Consider the following 15,667-nt stretch of genomic DNA (forward strand, 5'->3'; position numbering starts at 1 on the left):
GATCGCGATCGCTGCCAGGCACAAGGCGATGCCGATCCAGAAAACCGGTGAGTGATGGATGGGGCGTCGATCGCTCGGAGCTGGCTTCATTCGATCAACTCATTGCGTGCGGAAGAATTGAGATCGGAAATCACCTGAAACGTAGAGTGTCGCTCAGGCAAGACATCCTTTGCAAGAGCCCGCGCACTCGCCGGCGCGGTTGCGTCGGTTGCAAAGCAGAGTGAGCTAGCTCACGGCGTGTGTGCGCGCAACGCATCATTGTTGGGGCGTCGCATTGGAGCGACGAATGGAAAACGAAGGACCCCGACATCATGGCCAATATCGACCACAAGCAAGGCACCTACACGATTGCTGCCAATTCGAGCCAGCCGTTCACCTTCTGGTGGGGCAAGGATTCGAAAGCGCCGAACGAGTTTTTCGACGTGTCGATCGCGCCGCATTTCGAGAAGAACCAGACCTCGATGGAGCCCCTGCACGAAACCGACCGGGCCGTGTACTGGGATCACCGCGGCGGTGTCGGCGTCGTGCTGATCCTGACCTTGCAGAACCGCAACAACTTTCCGGTGACGTTCGAGGCCAATCACGTCCGCATCTATTGATGCGGCGCGCGCATGGAGCGGGCCGCGCCGGTTGCGCGGCCGGCGCAGGCCAGACCTGCCAGCCTTGACTGGCGTTCGGGGTTCGTGAGCGCGGCGAGACAGCCTCGCACCCGGTCATTCCACTCCGCCTGCGTTGCTACTCGCCGGCAGTCGGCGGCAGCCGCTCCCGAAGCACTGCGATCTCGAGCATGACGGTGATGGCGATGGTCCTGAGGCGCGCATTCTCGGTCATTGTCTCGGCAAGCTGCGGGTGGGGTGCCCCGGCATGGCTTGGAGTGGTCTGGGTGCGTTCTGGCGGTGTCGGGCGTGTCGGGGTCACAGGCTAGCTCTTGCCGGCGGTCAAGGCGCGCAGCCCGGGCAGCTGCGGAGTTTCAGGGCGGAATCGGCGTTCACACGCGGAATATGAAGATAGCGTCCGCTTGCTTACAGGAAGCTGACGTGTCGCAATTTATTGCTGTTTATGTCTGTCGAGGTCGCTTGGGAAGCATGGGGCGCTGGCACTGACTCGCCCGACGGCGCAAGCCCCCGTCGCAAAAGTATTTAGCGGTATCCGAAATGAAGCTCAGTATATGGTCTGCCCGTCTCACCCGATCGAGGGGCGCTGCGCATCGTCACGGGTGTTGCGACCCGCGTGCGCGGGTGATGACAGCGAACTTGCCCGAGATCGCGCCACACACTCAGTGTCGTCCCTGCGAAAGCAGGGACCCATAACCACCGAAGTTCTTTGTTGTGCGTTGCTGCTATGACGAGTCCCGTCAACAACACCCGCCGCGGAGTGTGGGTCCCTGCTTTCGCAGGGACGACAGGTGTGTATGCGGCAAGTCGCGACGCGCAAAAAGCGCACGCGCAATTCCCGCGAAGCTGAACGCCGGATTGGCCCGATGCAGCGAAGCCTTGGCTTAGCTGCTGCCCGTCGCGCCGCGCACCACGCGCTTGATCTTGTCGGTGGTGTAGGTCTGGCCGCCGATCGAGAGCAGCGGCGGGGAGGCGGTCAGGTCGACGGAGTCGACGACGCCCTGAATCTCGGTCGAGATGGCGAGGTCGTTGCCTTTGGAATCCTTGCCGGTCGCGGTCAGCGTGTAGGTGCCGGCCGGCCATTGCGTGCCGTCAGTGCCCTTGCCGTCCCAGACGAAGCTGGCGTTGCCTTGCTTCAGGTTGAAATTGCCGGAATAGGCGGTCTGGCCGGTCGCGCTGGTGATCGTGATGGTGGCGCTGGTGGCTTGCGGGGAGACCAGATTCCAGGTCGCGGATTTGTTGAACTGCGTCTTGCTGCCGTCGACCGCGACCGTGTTGCCGACATAGACCAGCGCCTGGGTCGATTGCGCGCTTTTCTCGATCGCGATCAGCTGCTTGAGCTGATCGTTGGATTTCAGCTGCTGCTCGACGCCGGCGAACTGCACGAGCTGCTGGGTGAACTGATTGGTGTCGAGCGGGTCGAGCGGGTTCTGGTGCTGCAACTGGGTGGTCAGCAGCGTCAGGAAGGTCTGGAAATTGTCGGCGATGCCCTGCGACGAGGTGGTCAGGCCGCTGCCGGTGCCGCTGCCGCTTCCGGAGCTCGTTCCGTTGCTGGTGCCCGGTGCTGAGACGACCGGCGTCGGCATGGTTGCATCGACTGCCATGGTGAACTCCTTACACTCTGATATCGACGCCGCCGAGGGCGCCGGTTGCGCGGCCATAGGAGCGGCCCGCCGCTGCGGCGGGGACGCTGTCCTCCTCGGTGACGATCAAACGATGGGCGTTCGGATTGGACTGGCCGTTGTTGTTCTGGCCCGACTGCGACTGGTCGCGCAGGCTGAACTGCAATCCGCCATTGCCGGTCGACAGGCCGGCATTGTCGAGCGCGCGCTGCAGCTGGTTGGCGTCCTGGCGCAGCATCGACAGCGTCTCCGGGCGTTCGACGGTGAGATGCGAGGTCACCTGGCCGTTGCGATCGACATCGATGCGGACATCGATGCGGCCGAGCTCGGCGGGGTCGAGCCGGATCTCGAAGCGGCTCTTGCCGCTCTTGGCGGAGGCGGCGATCTGCATCGCAAGTCCGCTGAGCGGCACGGCGGCGGTCTGCGCGGCGTTGGTCACGGTCAATTGCGCCGTCGCAGACGGCGTCGTCTGGCTGGTCGGCAGTTGCGCCTGGAGGGCATTCGCCGCCTGCGCGCTGGGATCGGGCGTCGTAAGCTGGGTCTGCGCAGCCGCGTGGCTGCCGGCCGCCGGCGTCGGCGCGGCGTTGCCGTCGCCGCTTGCATCGGCCTTGATGGCATCGGCTGCGCCGTCCGCGGTGGCCTTCGCCTTGCCGGATACGGCGGCCGGCTGCGTGGCTGCGGGAACGATGTTGGTCGGAGCAGCCTGCGCGGTGTTGGCGTTGCCTTGAGTTGCGCCGTCCTGGTCGGTTGGCGTTGTCGCGGTCGCGTCCTTGGCGGCCAGCTGTGTCTTGGCTTGCGTCGTCGTCTTCGTGGCAGGCGTCCCGGCGGCGACGGTGGCGGCGAGTGTCGCATCGCCGGTCGCCGTCGCTGCGCCGGAAACCGTTGCCGCATCTGTCGTGATGACCTGTCCCTCGGTCTTGACGCCGGCCGCCTTGGCGACCTTGTCGGCATTCGCCGCAGTGGTCGCCGCCGTTGCGGTGTCGGCGCCGGCAGGCGCGCCGCTGCCGGCCGGCGCACCGGTCGCGGCGATGGCGGAGCTGGCCGCGATGGCGGCAGCCGCGATCGCAAGCGGTGCGGCCGGCTGGCCGGCTGGCGCGGTCGCCGCTGCCGGGTCGGTCGCCGGTGCGGCGGCGACGGGAACGGCAACCACGGCGTTGGCCGCTGCCGCATTGGATGGGTCCGGCTGCGGTACGGCTTGTGTCGTGGCCTTGTCGCCGGTGGATTGCGCGTCGGTGCTCGACTTCGAGTCGTCCGACTTCGATTTCGACTTGGTCTTGGGTGGCGCGTCGCTGTCGCTATCGACCTTGTTGTCGTCGCGCGAGCTGCCGGAATCCCGCGACGTCCGGTCGGGGGCCGTGTTGTTGTCGCGGGAGCGCGTGTCGGTCGTCGAGGTCGAATCGTCGGACCGGCGCGCGGGCGCCGGTTGGGCGTCGTACCTGTTGTTGTCGCTCGTGGATGCAGAATTGCTGTCGACCAGCGCGGCAAAGCCGTCGTTCCCCGCCTGCGGGGCGGGATCGGGCCGCGGCGACCGCGGTGCCGCGCCCTGAAAAGACCGGCTTGCCAATGCTTCCGACGTCACGCTCACCACTGCCAACCCTCGCAAATGAGACTTCCGGCGTATTGTCAGCAAGGAGCGGGCCAATCATCGCGCGTTACAAATAGTGAGTTATTTCAATTGGTTAAGAGCTGCGTGTGCGGCCTGGAACGGGTTCCAGACAGGCCTCCTTTTTGCCCGGCGGCAAGATTTGCCGTCCGCGCACGGCAAGGCACGGATTCCGCCGGATTGCCTCGCCGGAATACGGCCTATATTAAAGGTGGCCTCCGACGCGTCCCGAACCGACCGAATCGGCCTTGGGCGCGTTCTAAGGCTTTCTGGACAAAGGCTTTTTCCAATTTGGTCGCGGAGCGCATAAGCTCGCCGCGACAGTGACCAATGACCGCTTAGAGATGCTCAACAGTTTGGATCTTGAAGGCCGCCCTGAAGACACACGGATCGTCGTTGCCATGTCCGGCGGCGTCGACTCGTCGGTGACGGCTGCGCTGTTGAAGTCGCAGGGCTATGACGTGGTCGGGATCACGCTGCAGCTCTACGACCATGGTGCTGCGACCCATCGCAAGGGCGCCTGCTGCGCCGGCCGCGACATCCACGATGCGCGCAATGTCGCGGAGCGGATCGGCATCCCGCATTACGTGCTCGATTACGAAAGCCGCTTCAAGCAATCCGTGATCGACAATTTCGCCGACAGCTACGCGCTCGGCGAGACGCCGGTGCCGTGCATCGAATGCAACCGTTCGGTCAAGTTTCGCGATCTGCTCTCGACCGCGCGCGAGCTCGGCGCGCAGGCGCTCGCCACCGGACATTATGTCGCCTCGCGCCGGCTTGCCGACGGATCGCGCTCGCTGACTTGCGCGGCGGATGCCGATCGCGACCAGAGCTATTTCCTGTTCGCGACCACGCGCGAGCAGCTCGACTTCCTGCGCTTCCCGCTCGGCGACATGACCAAGCCGCAGACCCGCGAGCTGGCGCGGCGCTTCGATCTCGAGGTCGCCGACAAGCAGGACAGCCAGGACATCTGCTTCGTGCCGACCGGCCGCTACACCGACATCATCGGACGGCTGAAGCCGAATGCGATCGCGCCGGGCGACATCGTCGATCTCGCCGGCAACGTCATCGGCCAGCACCAGGGCATCGTTCATTTCACCGTCGGCCAGCGCAAGGGGCTCGGCATCGCCTCAGGCCATCCGCTCTATGTGGTCAAGCTCGATGCGGCGACGCGCCGGGTCGTGGTCGGGCCGCGCGAGGCGCTGCGGATGGATCGCATCGCGCTGCGCGACGTCAACTGGATCGGCGACGGCGCGCTAGACCGCGTGATCGGCGAGGGTATCGAGATCTATGTCCGCGTGCGTTCGACGCGCGCGCCGCAGCCGGCATGGTTGCGCGCCACCGATGGCGGCTATGAGGTCGAGCTCGTCGCCGGCGAGGAGGGTGTGTCGCCCGGCCAGGCCTGCGTGTTCTACGACGCGGCCTCCGGGCAGGCGCGCGTGCTCGGCGGCGGCTTCATCAGAAGTGCGAGCGCGAGCCGCGTGGCGCGGGCCGCGACGCAGGATGCGATGGCGCCGCTCGCGGAAGCGGTTCGCGGCTAGACAGAAGAAGCATCGGGGCAGGGGAATGGCTGGGGACATCGACCGCGAGGGGGTCGAAAAGGCGTATGGCCGCTGGGCACCGATCTACGATCTCGTGTTCGGCAAGGTGTTCGATCAGGGCCGTCAGTCGACGATCGCGGAGGCCGACCGGATCGGTGGACGTGTGCTTGATGTCGGCGTCGGCACAGGGCTGTCGCTGTCGGAATATGCGCGCACCACAAAGCTGTGTGGCGTCGATATTTCCGAGCCGATGCTGCGGCGGGCGCTCAAGCGCGTGCGCGCGCTGGGCCTCAGCAATGTCGAGACGCTGGCGGTGATGGACGCCAAGCACCTCGCATTTCCGGATTCGTTTTTCGACGCGGTGGTCGCGCAATACGTCATCACCGCAGTGCCCGATCCCGAAGCGACGCTCGATGATTTCATTCGCGTGCTGAAGCCGGGCGGCGAACTGATCCTGGTCAATCACATCGGCGCCGAGAGCGGCCCGCGCCGCATCTTCGAGCTCGCCTTCGCGCCGCTGGCGCGGCGGCTCGGCTGGCGTCCGGAATTTCCGTGGGAGCGGCTGACCGATTGGGCCGCCAAGCATGGCGGCGTCAGCCTCGCGGAACGCCGGCCGATGCCGCCGATGGGGCATTTCTCGCTGATCCGTTTCCGCAAATCGTGAGACTGCGGCGATTTTGACGGGAACATCGGCGCGTCGTCTCGGTTTTCTCGTCATGAGGATCAATCGAACACTCGCTTTATCCTGTGCCCTGATCATGGCGCCCGTCGTTGCCGCGGCGCAGGCGCCGCCCACGGCCGCCACGCCGCCGGCACAGACTGCGCCGCCGGCGCCGTCTCGCGCGGCCGCGAATTGCGCGCCGCAGCAGCCTTCGCATCCGGGTGTTGCGGTTCCGGAGGGAACCACCACCGGGCAAGCTTTGGGCGACAAGCTCGCCAAATCCGACGGCGTGCTGTGTCCGCCGGCCGGCGTCGACCCCGAAATGCGTGCGCCGACCCCGCAAGGCGGCAACACGCCGGTGATTCCTCCACCCGGCAGCCCCGGCGGCGACCCCTCGGTCAGGCCAAAATAGCCTCTGTCTGCAATAGTTTGCGGTCCCGTCCGGGTTTGCTTGACAGGCGTGCGTGCCACTCTTTATATGCCGCGCGTTCGCACCCGCGGCTCTACGCCGCCGATCGCGAGCCCATGGCGGGGTAGCTCAGCTGGTTAGAGCACGGGAATCATAATCCTGGGGTCGGGGGTTCGAGTCCCTCTCCCGCTACCATGTATCCCCCACTATTACGGTGGGCCTGAGGAAAGATGTCCCCGCCTATTAGGGCGGCGAGTTTGCCTTTCACTTCAACCTCCCAGCCTTTCCTGGGTCCTTTTGGGTGAACAGTTACGCTGTGCACAAGGGCCCGAAAATCCTCGATCAGAGAACCCCGATCGTCCTCTGCCTTTGAATGCTCAGCCATTATCTCGGCAAGTGTGTTCACTGTTCTGATGTAGCGGTCTAGGGTAGCTGGGTGCAGCGCGATGGGGACTGGCGCCTCTTCGAGTGCGGCCATTTCGGCCTCGACGCGCAGTCGCTCTTCCTTTAGCTCCGCGATCCGCTGCTTGGCATCCTCCTCGGAGATGACGTACTTGATCACAAGATCAATGTTCCGTTGCCGCTCGCCTTCGATCCGGTCACGTTTCGCCACAAGTCGCGCGCGCACCGCGACCGCGTTCCCCGCAAGCCGCTCCCGCTCATTGTTGTAGCTGCGTACATAGGTCTCGATCAGACGTGGATCCTTCAATTCCTCGACCATGCCGCTGAGTACAAGCCCTTCGATATCGCGCAGGTAGATGATCCTGCGATTTGAGCAGATCCCGCTTTCGCGAATCGCCGAACACCGAATCCTGGTCTTTCCAGTCTTGTCGCGGTCATGAACCGACATTCCCGATCGGCAACAGCCGCAGCGAAGAAGACCGGAGAGAAGATGCGGCGGCCGTCGCTTCACGTGGCTGGCCAAGTGGCTCCTTTCGGTTTTCAAAGCGTGAGCCTGCTCCCAAATGACCTGATCGACGATGCGCAGCTGAGGCGCCTCGATGCTCTGCCACTCGTCACGAGGGTTCGGGCGAGATAGTCGTTTGCCGGTATCGGGATCCTTGACCATTCGAACTTTGTTCCACACGATACGACCGGCATAGAGTTCGTTGAAGATGAGCCCAGCACCACGTTGGGCATTGCCGTTGATCGTCGACGCGTTCCATCGTCGGCCTCGCGGTGGACGAACGTTTTCTCTGTTGAGATCGTGCGCGATGTCTCGGGGCGTCCGTCCCGCGGCATATGCCGCGAAAATGCGCCGAACGATCGCAGCTTCGTCGTCGACGATTTCGAGTTCACCGGGTTTGCCGGTAACGGCTCGATATCCGTAGGCGCGTCCCCCGGCGTGTCGACCGTCGCGTATCACACCGGCCATGCCGCGACGGACCTTCTTCGCTCCGTCTTCGCGCTGCATCTGTCCAACGAGGCCGCGAATACCAATCAAGATCGAGTCCGCGGTGCCGTCATGAACAGCCTGGATTTCAATCCCCTGGAAAGATAACCTTTTGTGGATGCCAGCCAGGTCTTCCATGTCACGAGAAAGCCGATCCAACGCTTCCACAACGACGACGGTGAATCGCTGTTGGCGCGCCGCATCCATAAGCTGCATCAAGCCATCGCGGCCGAATACAGATGCCCCAGAACGAGTCTTGTCCTCGAAAGTCGCAACGACGTTGAGTTGATGACGGGCCGCATAGGCCCTACACAAAGCGATCTGATCTTCAGTCGACTTTTCGTTTTGAAGCTCGGTCGAGAACCGAGCGTAAATTGCTGCGGGCTTCATCTTGAACACCACCGCCGATACGTTTCTCGCTGGCGGCATCAATATGAATCTTCATCAGCCGCTCATTCTCGAAGAGATGATCGCGCCGTGCATCGGCGATTGCAAGGGCTTCAACAAATTTCACCAAAGCACGATCTATTTCAGTTGGGCTTACACACCGCGGCGTATGATGAAAACCCTCCCTCGTCTTCGCACGCTTCATAACAGCAAGATGCTGTATGCAGTCCAAGAGGGGTACGTCGCTTATTCATCGATCGCAGAATTGGATATGATTGAAGGCAGAACGGATAGACTTGAGAGCGGAAAAATCTGGAGTAGGGCTCTCGCAGAGATTAGGATCGGGAATCCAAGACCTCCAGCCAGACCGTTATGAGCGGCGGGATAGCGATCGGCTTCGTTGATGTTGTCTTCTTTCTCCATCCGATCGCGTTCGTTGCGCGTCGATTGGCTCATTTCTGGTGCGAAATTGGTGCGGTCACGCCTCTTCATGCAAACTGGTCGAGATCGACATCTACAGGCTCTATCGCCGAACTCTTTTCAGGATGATCTCTTGATCGGCGTCGCGATCGTGGTGGCAGCGGGTGAGGGGAGGCGATGGCGGGAACGCGTCGCAGTGTTAGGCTCGCGCCACCCGTTCCCAACGAGCTTTGAAGAACGTCGCGAGCAGGGTAAAGGAAGACATTACTGCCTGAACCGCGCCGGCAATGGCGCGCCCAATATTTTACAGGTGCCATCGCATGGTCCAGGGCGAACCTCACAGCTCCCCGCCCGACAAGAATTCGGCCCTCATTGCTCTCGGGGAGGAAATTCTCGCCGCTCTCGACGCGGTTGAAGCCGCTGCGCGATCTGCTCTGTCGTCGGAAGCCCCTGCCTTGGCCATGCCCACGCTGGCGTATCCGCAGAATCAAATAGCCGGCGAGAATTGGACCGAACGTTTTGTGTCCACTCGCAATGCGGAAGCGCGTAGGGTCATCCGGCTTCTGCTGATTGAACCCTTTATTGCGCGCGTGAAGGTAGATTGGGGACCGAAGGATCGAGGCGTGCAAACGCTCTATTTTCCAGCCCGCTCGGCAGGCGGCTCTCGCAGGCCATCGCTGGTGCATATTTAGTAAGCTATCTAGAGGATCTCGGTCGGCTCGCGGAATACGACGCGGGCGACATTGCTGAACTCGAGGTGAATGGCCGTGAGCGCGCCGGCCGGATACTCGAATGTAGCCACATCGAGCCGTCTCCGCATTGCGCAATTGGGCACGCGCCGTCGCCGAGAAACGCCGCACTCTAGGTGGTCGCTCGGGCCGCATCATCAGACTCATCGGCAGCCGTCTGCCACCGGAGGAAGGTTTCGCCACCGCCGGACGCAGGCTTATTCTGCTGGCACATCTCCGTACGCTCCTCCAGGCACCACGCCGATTTGTTCTCGGTGCACCCGGCTCCTACGTGTCGTTCCGGCGCGACGCTCTGAAAGAGGGGCGTCACTTCGACGTCAGCGATGCCACTAAGGAATTTGTCGGCAGCAACAAAATCTCGCCTGACGAACTCGATGTTCTCATCCTCATTATGTTGCGGCATGCGCGGCGCCTGCTTGCTTCGCCGGGACCGGAGCGCCTTGAATTGGCTTCAGGGCATGAATGGTTGGAGAGAATAAAAGGCCGCTATCTGATCCAGGTGTTCGTCGATGAAGCAACCGATCTGTCAACTGTTCAGCTTGCCTGCACCACCGAGCTTGCTTTTCCAAAGCTCCGGTCTTGGTTTGCCTGCGGGGGTTTTCGACAGCGCCTCACGCTGAACGGCATTCAGGACGGATCGGAGTTGGACTGGATCAGCCGGACTGCCGGCATTCGCCTTGACCCCCGCGACATCAACATCGGCTACCGGCAGAGCCGCCAACTTCGCGAATTGTCGGACGAGCTCGGAACGCTCCTTGATGGTGTTACGGCCTCAACGGTCCCGCCACGCGACGAGGAGGAAGCGGGCGTGCCGCCTCTGCTCGCTGAGAATATGTCCTCCTCGCGCGCCGCCGCGTGGCTTGCGCAACGCATTCGCGAAGTCGAACTCGCAATCGGAAGCCTTCCGGCCATCGCCATCTTCGTCGATGGCGATGGCCGCGTAGCCCCGCTTGCCCAAGCGCTAGAGAGCGCTCTCGCGCCGTGGAACATCGTGGTCAAAGGCCGCATGCAAGATAGTAGCGTGGGCGACGCGCGCGAGGTGCGGGTGTTCGACGTCAACAATGTTAAGGGAATGGAATTTGAAGCAGTCTTCTTTATCGGTATCGACGATCTGGCCGATCGTGTTCCCGAGCTTTTCGCCCGCTTCCTTTATGTGGGGCTGACTCGCGCTGCCGCCTGAGGACACCGCCTGCACCGCGGTCGCCGAACGCTATTACGAGGAGCGCTCAGAACTCCAGCTGCGGAAGTACGAGCAGGTCGGCTTCGAAGCCGTCCATGCGACCGCGAAAGAGTCCTTTGGAGGAAGCTGACGTTCCGACGGGCCGGCTGACGCGTTCACAGCCGACAGCGCGCAAGAACGTAAGCGCTTTCGACGCAGCGTCGATCATTGTGCGCTGATAGCGGTCGTGGAACGCAATTCCTTGAGCCCATCCAACTCACACGTTTACGGTCACACGCTAAAGAGAGCAAATTAAGCAGCCATCTTCTTTATCCTGCGCGTCGTCGGCTACCAGGCCGCCAATCGTCTCCGCTAGACTCCGGTTGCCTCGCTTTTGGCGCTGCCGCTCCTCGTAAGCCGCCCGATTTGCCTTAATCGCGGCCATACGTTCGGGCCGTTCGAGCTCGGCCAGGGACTCCGATGCACACCACGTAAAATCGACGCCTTGCTTGAGGCTAGCGGCCTCGTACTCCTTCGCTCGCTCGTAGAGGTCGGGGTACTTCTCCTTCAGTCTGACCCATTCGATCTTCTGCTGATAGAAGCAGAAGTAGCATCCCGACCGGCTCCTGCCCCACTCGGTATAGGTGGGCATGCCGAGCCCCGACTCCTCCAGAATGCGGTGGATGTCCGCGAGCACTAACCCGTCCTCGCGGAAGGGATAGACCGCCGTGATGTTGGCTTTCGTCGAGATGTAGCCGGTACGGGCTTCGTCCGCGCGCAGGCCGACGTAGTTAAACACAGGATCGTCGCCGACGTAGTTCTCGAACGGCTTGAGCTTGAGCATCCGCGTGCACCAGCGTCGGTGGTTGGAAGGAAGCATCCCTCCGTAGACCGAAAGCCAATGGTCGAAACTATCGGTGGGCGAGGTCCTAGCGATCGGCTTCCCGAGAATCGCCTCGGGCCGACCGAGATATTCGTACGTCTCTGGCAGTTCCTTCTCGGTATCGTGGAAGATGTACTCCATCTCGGGAACGCGGTCGCGCATGTATACGGCCAGTGCCGCGCTGTCCTTGCCGCCCGAGAGGCTGAGAATATGGCGTCCCGCGCCGAGCGGACGAAGCGCCAGGCTGCACGACATCGAGACCAGGCGACTCGCGATCACTTCATGAAGATTGCGGCCGGGTATGAGGCGCTCGCGTGCTCGGCTCGCAGCGTCGGGCAGGATCCGGATTAGGCAGGCGACCGACGTCTGACAAGCAGGACGCAGCCACCCGCCGCTTGCGAGATGTCGCGAGCTATCTCGAACGGCACAGTGTCAATTGCTAGTCGGCTGCGTCCCGCGGGGCTGGCGCTGGTTGGTGGTCTGCACCGTGTGAATTGATCACGATCAATCGCCCTGCGCCGGAATGCGTTCAAGTGGGAATGCATCAAAGGAGGCACATTGCCATGACACGCAACGTCGGACTCATTGATCAGTACGCCCGGATCATCATCGGCTTGGCTCTGATTGCATACACCGTGAAGGACGGCTCGCTTGGAGCGGGGTGGCTGGTCGTCGGGACTCTCGGATTCGTCCTGATTGCGACAGCGTTCTTCTCCTACTGTCCGCTCTACCCGTTGCTGGGAATCAACACTCGGCAGAAGTCCAGCTCGGTCTAGAGATCTGGTAGCGGTAATGAATGAAGGCCTCACTCTCGCCGAGTTGCGAACGCGACTCGACCGTCTCGGCGACGGCGCTGTTCTAAGGATCTCCGATCGTGATTATGAGCGGTTATTTGGGATCAACGAGGTCGCTGCCGCCAAGGTCGCACAATTTGCCAGGAAGCATCATTGCGTGAGCGTTCCGGGAGAGGGCTCGGTGTACTTCCGAAAGTCGAACTCCGACGCGTATGGTTCAGTCGAGTTGGTGCAGGACGCGCCCTCCGATGTCCCGCTGAGCCCGAAATCCGTCCAACGAACCTTCAGTCGAGAGTCATGATAGTCAGAAGCAGCTGGAAGATCTGCCAGCCGGCGGCGACCAGCAATGCTCCAACGATCAGCAGACGGCCGTACCATGAGACCGTCGGGCCGTTTCGACGCTGGCGGCGTCGGACCAGCTGGTTGAATGTTGGGGCCGGTGTAGAGGCTATAGCGGCCCGAGCATTGCTATCGCTCGTGTCGTCAGGTCTCTGTGCGTTCCGTTGCCGTGATCGATCCATTTGTGGTCAAAGCCATTTATCGTATCAGTGCGAGGATCGCATTCGGGGAAAGAATGGCCTTGATGCGGATCAACACTGATCCGTGCTCCCGCTAATGGGTAGTGTCTGTGTGTCGTCCATTCAGTGCGGCATCGCTGGCGGGATGCTGTCGCGCCAGCGTGGCGCGATTTGGCTGTGCGGCGGCTGGGAGCGCAAGATGCTTTCCGGCTTCGGCCATGGCGAGGTAGCTGATCGTTATCAAAGCTATCACACCCAGGAGCACAGGCGGCAGGTCCGCGAAACTGAACAAGGAACCGAACGGTCCCAGCGCCAGGAAGATGCCTGAAGCAAGTGCGCCCAGCGAGCCCAACGCCAGGATGCGATGCGGGCGGCTGGCGCGCCACGGCGGCCGCCGCGAGCGGATCAGGAAGATCACGAGGATCTGCGTAGCGATCGATTCCAGGAACCAGCCGGTTTGGAACGCGGCCGCATCGGTGTGGAAGACCTTCAGGAGAATGGTGAAAGTCGCGACGTCGAACAGCGATGAAATCGAGCCCATGACGAACGTGAACCGCAGGATATCCGCCATATTCCATGATTGAGGTCTCTCGGCATCCTCCTCGTCGATTTCGTCGAATGGAATGCCGATCTCGGAGAGATCGTAGAGCAGGTTGTTGAGGAGGATCTGCAGCGGCAATAGCGGCAGGAACGGCAGCGCAATGGATGCCAGCGCCATCGATAGCATGTTGCCGAAATTCGAGCTGGTTCCCATGCGGACATATTTCAGGATGTTTGCGAAGGTTCGTCGTCCCTCGATCACGCCCGCACCCAGCACCGAGAGGTCCGGCGCCAGCAGGATCATGTCCGCGGCGGCGCGTGCCACTTCAGTCGCGCCGGCGACGGATATTCCGACATGGGCGGCATGAATCGCCGGAGCGTCGTTGACGCCGTCGCCCATGAAGCCGACGACGTGACCACGCCGGCGCAGGGCTCGAATGATTCGTCGCTTCTGCTCGGGGTCGATCCTGGCGAACAGGTCGACATCCTCGATCTGGGCGGCGAGTGCCTGATCGCTCAAATCGGCGATCTCGCTGCCGGTCAGGATGCGACCCGAGGGTAGGCCGACGGCATCCGCGACATGTGCGACCACCGCAGCGTGGTCTCCGGAGAGCACCTTGATGCCGACGCCGCGTGCCCGCAGATCCCGGACCGAGTCGGCCGCATCGCGCTTGGGAGGGTCCGCGAAGGCGCAGAAGCCGACTACCGTAAGGACGGCTTCGTCCTCAGTCGTGACGTCGAGCTGATCCGGTGCCATGGTCCGGATAGCGACGCCGAGCAGCCGAAAGCCTTGCCGGGCATGGTCATCCTGCAGACGAACGAGCTGAGCGCGGTGGTTGTCATCCAGCGGTCGGGCCAAGCCATCGACCTCGACCGCGACCGCGCGGGCCATGATCGCTTCCGGCGCGCCCTTGACGATCAGAAATCGGTCGCTACCTCGCGCCGCAAGCACCGAGAGGCAGCGCCGCTCGAAGTCAAACGGGATCTCGGCCAGCCGGGTCCAGGCGCTACTTCCCGGCGGGCTGTCTGCGGCAAGCAATGCCTCATCCAGCGGGCTGTGAATGCCGGTCTGGAACGCGCTGTTCAATCGGGCCAGCTCGAGCACCCGATCGCTGGGGCGTCCCGCGGGATCGAGATGTGCCGCGAGCGTGATCTTGGCTTCTGTCAGCGTGCCGGTCTTGTCGACGCATAGCGTGTCCATCGCACCGAGATCATGGATGGCAGACAGCCTCTTGACGATCACCTGCCGCTTCGCCATCCGCTGCGCTCCGCGCGCCAACGTCACCGTCATCACCATCGGCAAGAGCTCGGGTGTCAGGCCGACGGCCAGCGCGACGGCAAACAGGAACGATTCCATGGCCGGCCGATGTGCCACGAGATGGGCGAGCAGCACGAACAGCGTCAAGAAAAGCGTAAGCTTGAGAATGAGCAGGCCAAGCTTGTGGACGCCCTGCTCGAGGGCGCTTGGAGGATCGTTCGCCAACAGCTCGGCGCTGATCATGCCGAAGCGCGTACGACGCCCGGTCTCGACGACAAGCATCACCCCGCCACCGCCGACGACGCTGGTGCCGGCGAACAGGGCATTGCTCGCTTCCGCAGGCAGACTCGTGGCGCATGGCTCCGTCGTCTTCGTGGCCGGAAACGGTTCACCCGTCATGAGGGCCTCGTTCAGCTGGAAATCGCGGGCCATAAGCGCGACCCCGTCGGCCGGCACGAGGTCGCCGGTCCGCAGCTCCACGACATCTCCGGGGACGAGTTCGCTGATTGGCAGCGCCACAATTGCACCATCGCGAATGACATCGGCCTGGATCGCAACCGAGCGCCGCAAGGCATCGGCAGCGACTTCCGCGCGATGTTCCTGCAGGATGTCCAGCGTCAGTGACAGGCCCACCACTATCGTAATGATCACAAAGCTCGCGAGGTCGCCGCTGAACCCCGACACGGCCGCCGCCACGATCAGGATGGCAATCAGCGGATTGACCAGACGATGTACGATCTTCTGCAGGATCGATCGCGTGCGCGATGGCTCTGCGAGGTTCGGGCCGATCCGGGCGAGCCGCTTTTCGGCCTCCTGTTGGCGCAGACCGCACCGTTCGGTGTCGAGACTGCGCAAGAGCGAATCGGTTGGCTCCCGCCAGAACGCTTCAACGGCTGGGCCATACGCAGACGGCTTGAGCGGCATGAGGATCTCGCGATGCTGGAAGGATTGGCAACGCAACCTAGTGCGACCGCTTGGGTCCGGGGTTGACGTGGCTCAATCCGGCTCGGCCAGGACACGCATTGCCGGTAATCCATTGGCTAGGTATCGAAACTCGCGATTCCATGGAGGCGAAGCCAGAGTCTGGCAACGCCGCTCACGACTTGACCGCCCGGA

The 15,667-nt window shown here is 62.7% G+C and carries 15 protein-coding genes and 1 tRNA gene; 8 read left to right on the plus strand and 8 right to left on the minus strand.

Features of this window, described 5'->3' with window-relative positions; all coding sequences use genetic code 11:
* The first annotated feature begins 311 nt into the window (after nucleotides 1–311).
* Nucleotides 312–599 (plus strand): hypothetical protein, encoded by a 288-nt coding sequence (locus AAFG07_RS07215; protein WP_176533406.1) that lies wholly within the window; start codon nucleotides 312–314, stop codon nucleotides 597–599.
* 136 nt (nucleotides 600–735) lie between these two features.
* Here the strand turns inward: AAFG07_RS07215 and AAFG07_RS07220 are convergent, their stop codons facing one another.
* From AAFG07_RS07220 to AAFG07_RS07230, 3 genes are all read right to left on the minus strand, one after another.
* Nucleotides 736–918 carry a hypothetical protein gene (locus AAFG07_RS07220; RefSeq protein WP_342726628.1) on the minus strand — a complete coding sequence of 61 codons (183 nt, stop codon included), beginning with the start codon at nucleotides 916–918 and terminating at the stop codon, nucleotides 736–738.
* Between the two features lie 580 nt (nucleotides 919–1,498).
* Nucleotides 1,499–2,218: a flagellar hook capping FlgD N-terminal domain-containing protein gene (locus AAFG07_RS07225; protein WP_342726629.1), complete on the minus strand. Its 720-nt coding sequence runs from the start codon at nucleotides 2,216–2,218 to the stop codon at nucleotides 1,499–1,501.
* A gap of 10 nt (nucleotides 2,219–2,228) precedes the next feature.
* Nucleotides 2,229–3,821: a flagellar hook-length control protein FliK gene (locus AAFG07_RS07230; RefSeq protein ID WP_342726630.1), complete on the minus strand. Its 1,593-nt coding sequence runs from the start codon at nucleotides 3,819–3,821 to the stop codon at nucleotides 2,229–2,231.
* A gap of 362 nt (nucleotides 3,822–4,183) precedes the next feature.
* Between AAFG07_RS07230 and mnmA the strand changes: the two genes are divergently transcribed.
* The 4 genes from mnmA (at nucleotide 4,184) to AAFG07_RS07250 (ending at nucleotide 6,645) form a co-directional block, all read left to right on the plus strand.
* Nucleotides 4,184–5,380, plus strand: coding sequence for a tRNA 2-thiouridine(34) synthase MnmA (gene mnmA / locus AAFG07_RS07235; protein WP_342726631.1), 1,197 nt, complete (start codon nucleotides 4,184–4,186; stop codon nucleotides 5,378–5,380).
* 25 nt (nucleotides 5,381–5,405) lie between these two features.
* Complete coding sequence (locus AAFG07_RS07240) at nucleotides 5,406–6,044, plus strand: methyltransferase domain-containing protein (RefSeq protein WP_342726632.1); 639 nt, start codon at nucleotides 5,406–5,408, stop codon at nucleotides 6,042–6,044.
* A 52-nt stretch (nucleotides 6,045–6,096) separates the two neighbouring features.
* Nucleotides 6,097–6,453: a hypothetical protein gene (locus AAFG07_RS07245; protein ID WP_342726633.1), complete on the plus strand. Its 357-nt coding sequence runs from the start codon at nucleotides 6,097–6,099 to the stop codon at nucleotides 6,451–6,453.
* A gap of 115 nt (nucleotides 6,454–6,568) precedes the next feature.
* A tRNA-Met gene (locus tag AAFG07_RS07250) sits at nucleotides 6,569–6,645 on the plus strand.
* Here AAFG07_RS07250 and AAFG07_RS07255 read toward each other — a convergent pair.
* The 3 genes from AAFG07_RS07255 to AAFG07_RS07265 all read right to left on the minus strand — a co-directional run bounded on the left by AAFG07_RS07255 (nucleotide 6,602) and on the right by AAFG07_RS07265 (nucleotide 8,722).
* Entirely contained in the window at nucleotides 6,602–8,233 is a 1,632-nt protein-coding gene (locus tag AAFG07_RS07255) for a recombinase family protein (RefSeq protein WP_342729075.1), read from the minus strand. The genes AAFG07_RS07250 and AAFG07_RS07255 overlap by 44 nt on opposite strands.
* Nucleotides 8,172–8,357 carry a hypothetical protein gene (locus tag AAFG07_RS07260; protein ID WP_342726634.1) on the minus strand — a complete coding sequence of 62 codons (186 nt, stop codon included), beginning with the start codon at nucleotides 8,355–8,357 and terminating at the stop codon, nucleotides 8,172–8,174. The genes AAFG07_RS07255 and AAFG07_RS07260 overlap by 62 nt, the downstream gene beginning before the upstream one ends.
* Before the next feature lie 119 nt (nucleotides 8,358–8,476).
* Nucleotides 8,477–8,722: a hypothetical protein gene (locus AAFG07_RS07265; RefSeq protein WP_342726635.1), complete on the minus strand. Its 246-nt coding sequence runs from the start codon at nucleotides 8,720–8,722 to the stop codon at nucleotides 8,477–8,479.
* A 248-nt stretch (nucleotides 8,723–8,970) separates the two neighbouring features.
* Here AAFG07_RS07265 and AAFG07_RS07270 point away from each other — a divergent pair, with 248 nt between their 5' ends.
* Both AAFG07_RS07270 and AAFG07_RS07275 read left to right on the plus strand, forming a co-directional pair.
* On the plus strand, nucleotides 8,971–9,342 hold the full coding sequence (locus AAFG07_RS07270) for a hypothetical protein (RefSeq protein ID WP_342726636.1): 372 nt from the start codon (nucleotides 8,971–8,973) through the stop codon (nucleotides 9,340–9,342).
* Nucleotides 9,343–9,469: 127 nt separating this feature from the next.
* The gene (locus AAFG07_RS07275) at nucleotides 9,470–10,579 is read left to right on the plus strand and encodes an ATP-binding domain-containing protein (protein ID WP_342726637.1); all 1,110 of its coding nucleotides are present in this window, start codon (nucleotides 9,470–9,472) and stop codon (nucleotides 10,577–10,579) included.
* 277 nt (nucleotides 10,580–10,856) lie between these two features.
* Here AAFG07_RS07275 and AAFG07_RS07280 read toward each other — a convergent pair whose 3' ends face one another.
* On the minus strand, nucleotides 10,857–11,696 hold the full coding sequence (locus AAFG07_RS07280) for a phosphoadenosine phosphosulfate reductase family protein (protein ID WP_342726638.1): 840 nt from the start codon (nucleotides 11,694–11,696) through the stop codon (nucleotides 10,857–10,859).
* A 308-nt stretch (nucleotides 11,697–12,004) separates the two neighbouring features.
* Here AAFG07_RS07280 and AAFG07_RS07285 point away from each other — a divergent pair, with 308 nt between their 5' ends.
* Nucleotides 12,005–12,217 (plus strand): DUF2892 domain-containing protein, encoded by a 213-nt coding sequence (locus tag AAFG07_RS07285; RefSeq protein ID WP_342726639.1) that lies wholly within the window; start codon nucleotides 12,005–12,007, stop codon nucleotides 12,215–12,217.
* A 630-nt stretch (nucleotides 12,218–12,847) separates the two neighbouring features.
* Here AAFG07_RS07285 and mgtA read toward each other — a convergent pair.
* Nucleotides 12,848–15,406: a magnesium-translocating P-type ATPase gene (mgtA, locus tag AAFG07_RS07290; RefSeq protein WP_342726640.1), complete on the minus strand. Its 2,559-nt coding sequence runs from the start codon at nucleotides 15,404–15,406 to the stop codon at nucleotides 12,848–12,850.
* Nucleotides 15,407–15,667: the final 261 nt, after the last annotated feature.

Source organism: Bradyrhizobium sp. B097 (genome assembly GCF_038957035.1).
In the GTDB taxonomy this organism is placed as follows: domain Bacteria; phylum Pseudomonadota; class Alphaproteobacteria; order Rhizobiales; family Xanthobacteraceae; genus Bradyrhizobium.

What these genes read in the sequence shown, in the direction of transcription:
- AAFG07_RS07215 (WP_176533406.1), top strand. Translation starts at nt 312, where the DNA reads ATGGCCAATATCGACCACAAGCAAGGCACCTACACGATTGCTGCCAAT.
- AAFG07_RS07225 (WP_342726629.1), bottom strand. Translation starts at nt 2,218, where the DNA reads ATGGCAGTCGATGCAACCATGCCGACGCCGGTCGTCTCAGCACCGGGC.
- mnmA (WP_342726631.1), top strand. Translation starts at nt 4,184, where the DNA reads ATGCTCAACAGTTTGGATCTTGAAGGCCGCCCTGAAGACACACGGATC.
- AAFG07_RS07240 (WP_342726632.1), top strand. Translation starts at nt 5,406, where the DNA reads ATGGCTGGGGACATCGACCGCGAGGGGGTCGAAAAGGCGTATGGCCGC.
- AAFG07_RS07245 (WP_342726633.1), top strand. Translation starts at nt 6,097, where the DNA reads ATGAGGATCAATCGAACACTCGCTTTATCCTGTGCCCTGATCATGGCG.
- AAFG07_RS07255 (WP_342729075.1), bottom strand. Translation starts at nt 8,233, where the DNA reads ATGAAGCCCGCAGCAATTTACGCTCGGTTCTCGACCGAGCTTCAAAAC.
- AAFG07_RS07265 (WP_342726635.1), bottom strand. Translation starts at nt 8,722, where the DNA reads ATGAAGAGGCGTGACCGCACCAATTTCGCACCAGAAATGAGCCAATCG.
- AAFG07_RS07270 (WP_342726636.1), top strand. Translation starts at nt 8,971, where the DNA reads ATGGTCCAGGGCGAACCTCACAGCTCCCCGCCCGACAAGAATTCGGCC.
- AAFG07_RS07280 (WP_342726638.1), bottom strand. Translation starts at nt 11,696, where the DNA reads ATGTCGTGCAGCCTGGCGCTTCGTCCGCTCGGCGCGGGACGCCATATT.
- AAFG07_RS07285 (WP_342726639.1), top strand. Translation starts at nt 12,005, where the DNA reads ATGACACGCAACGTCGGACTCATTGATCAGTACGCCCGGATCATCATC.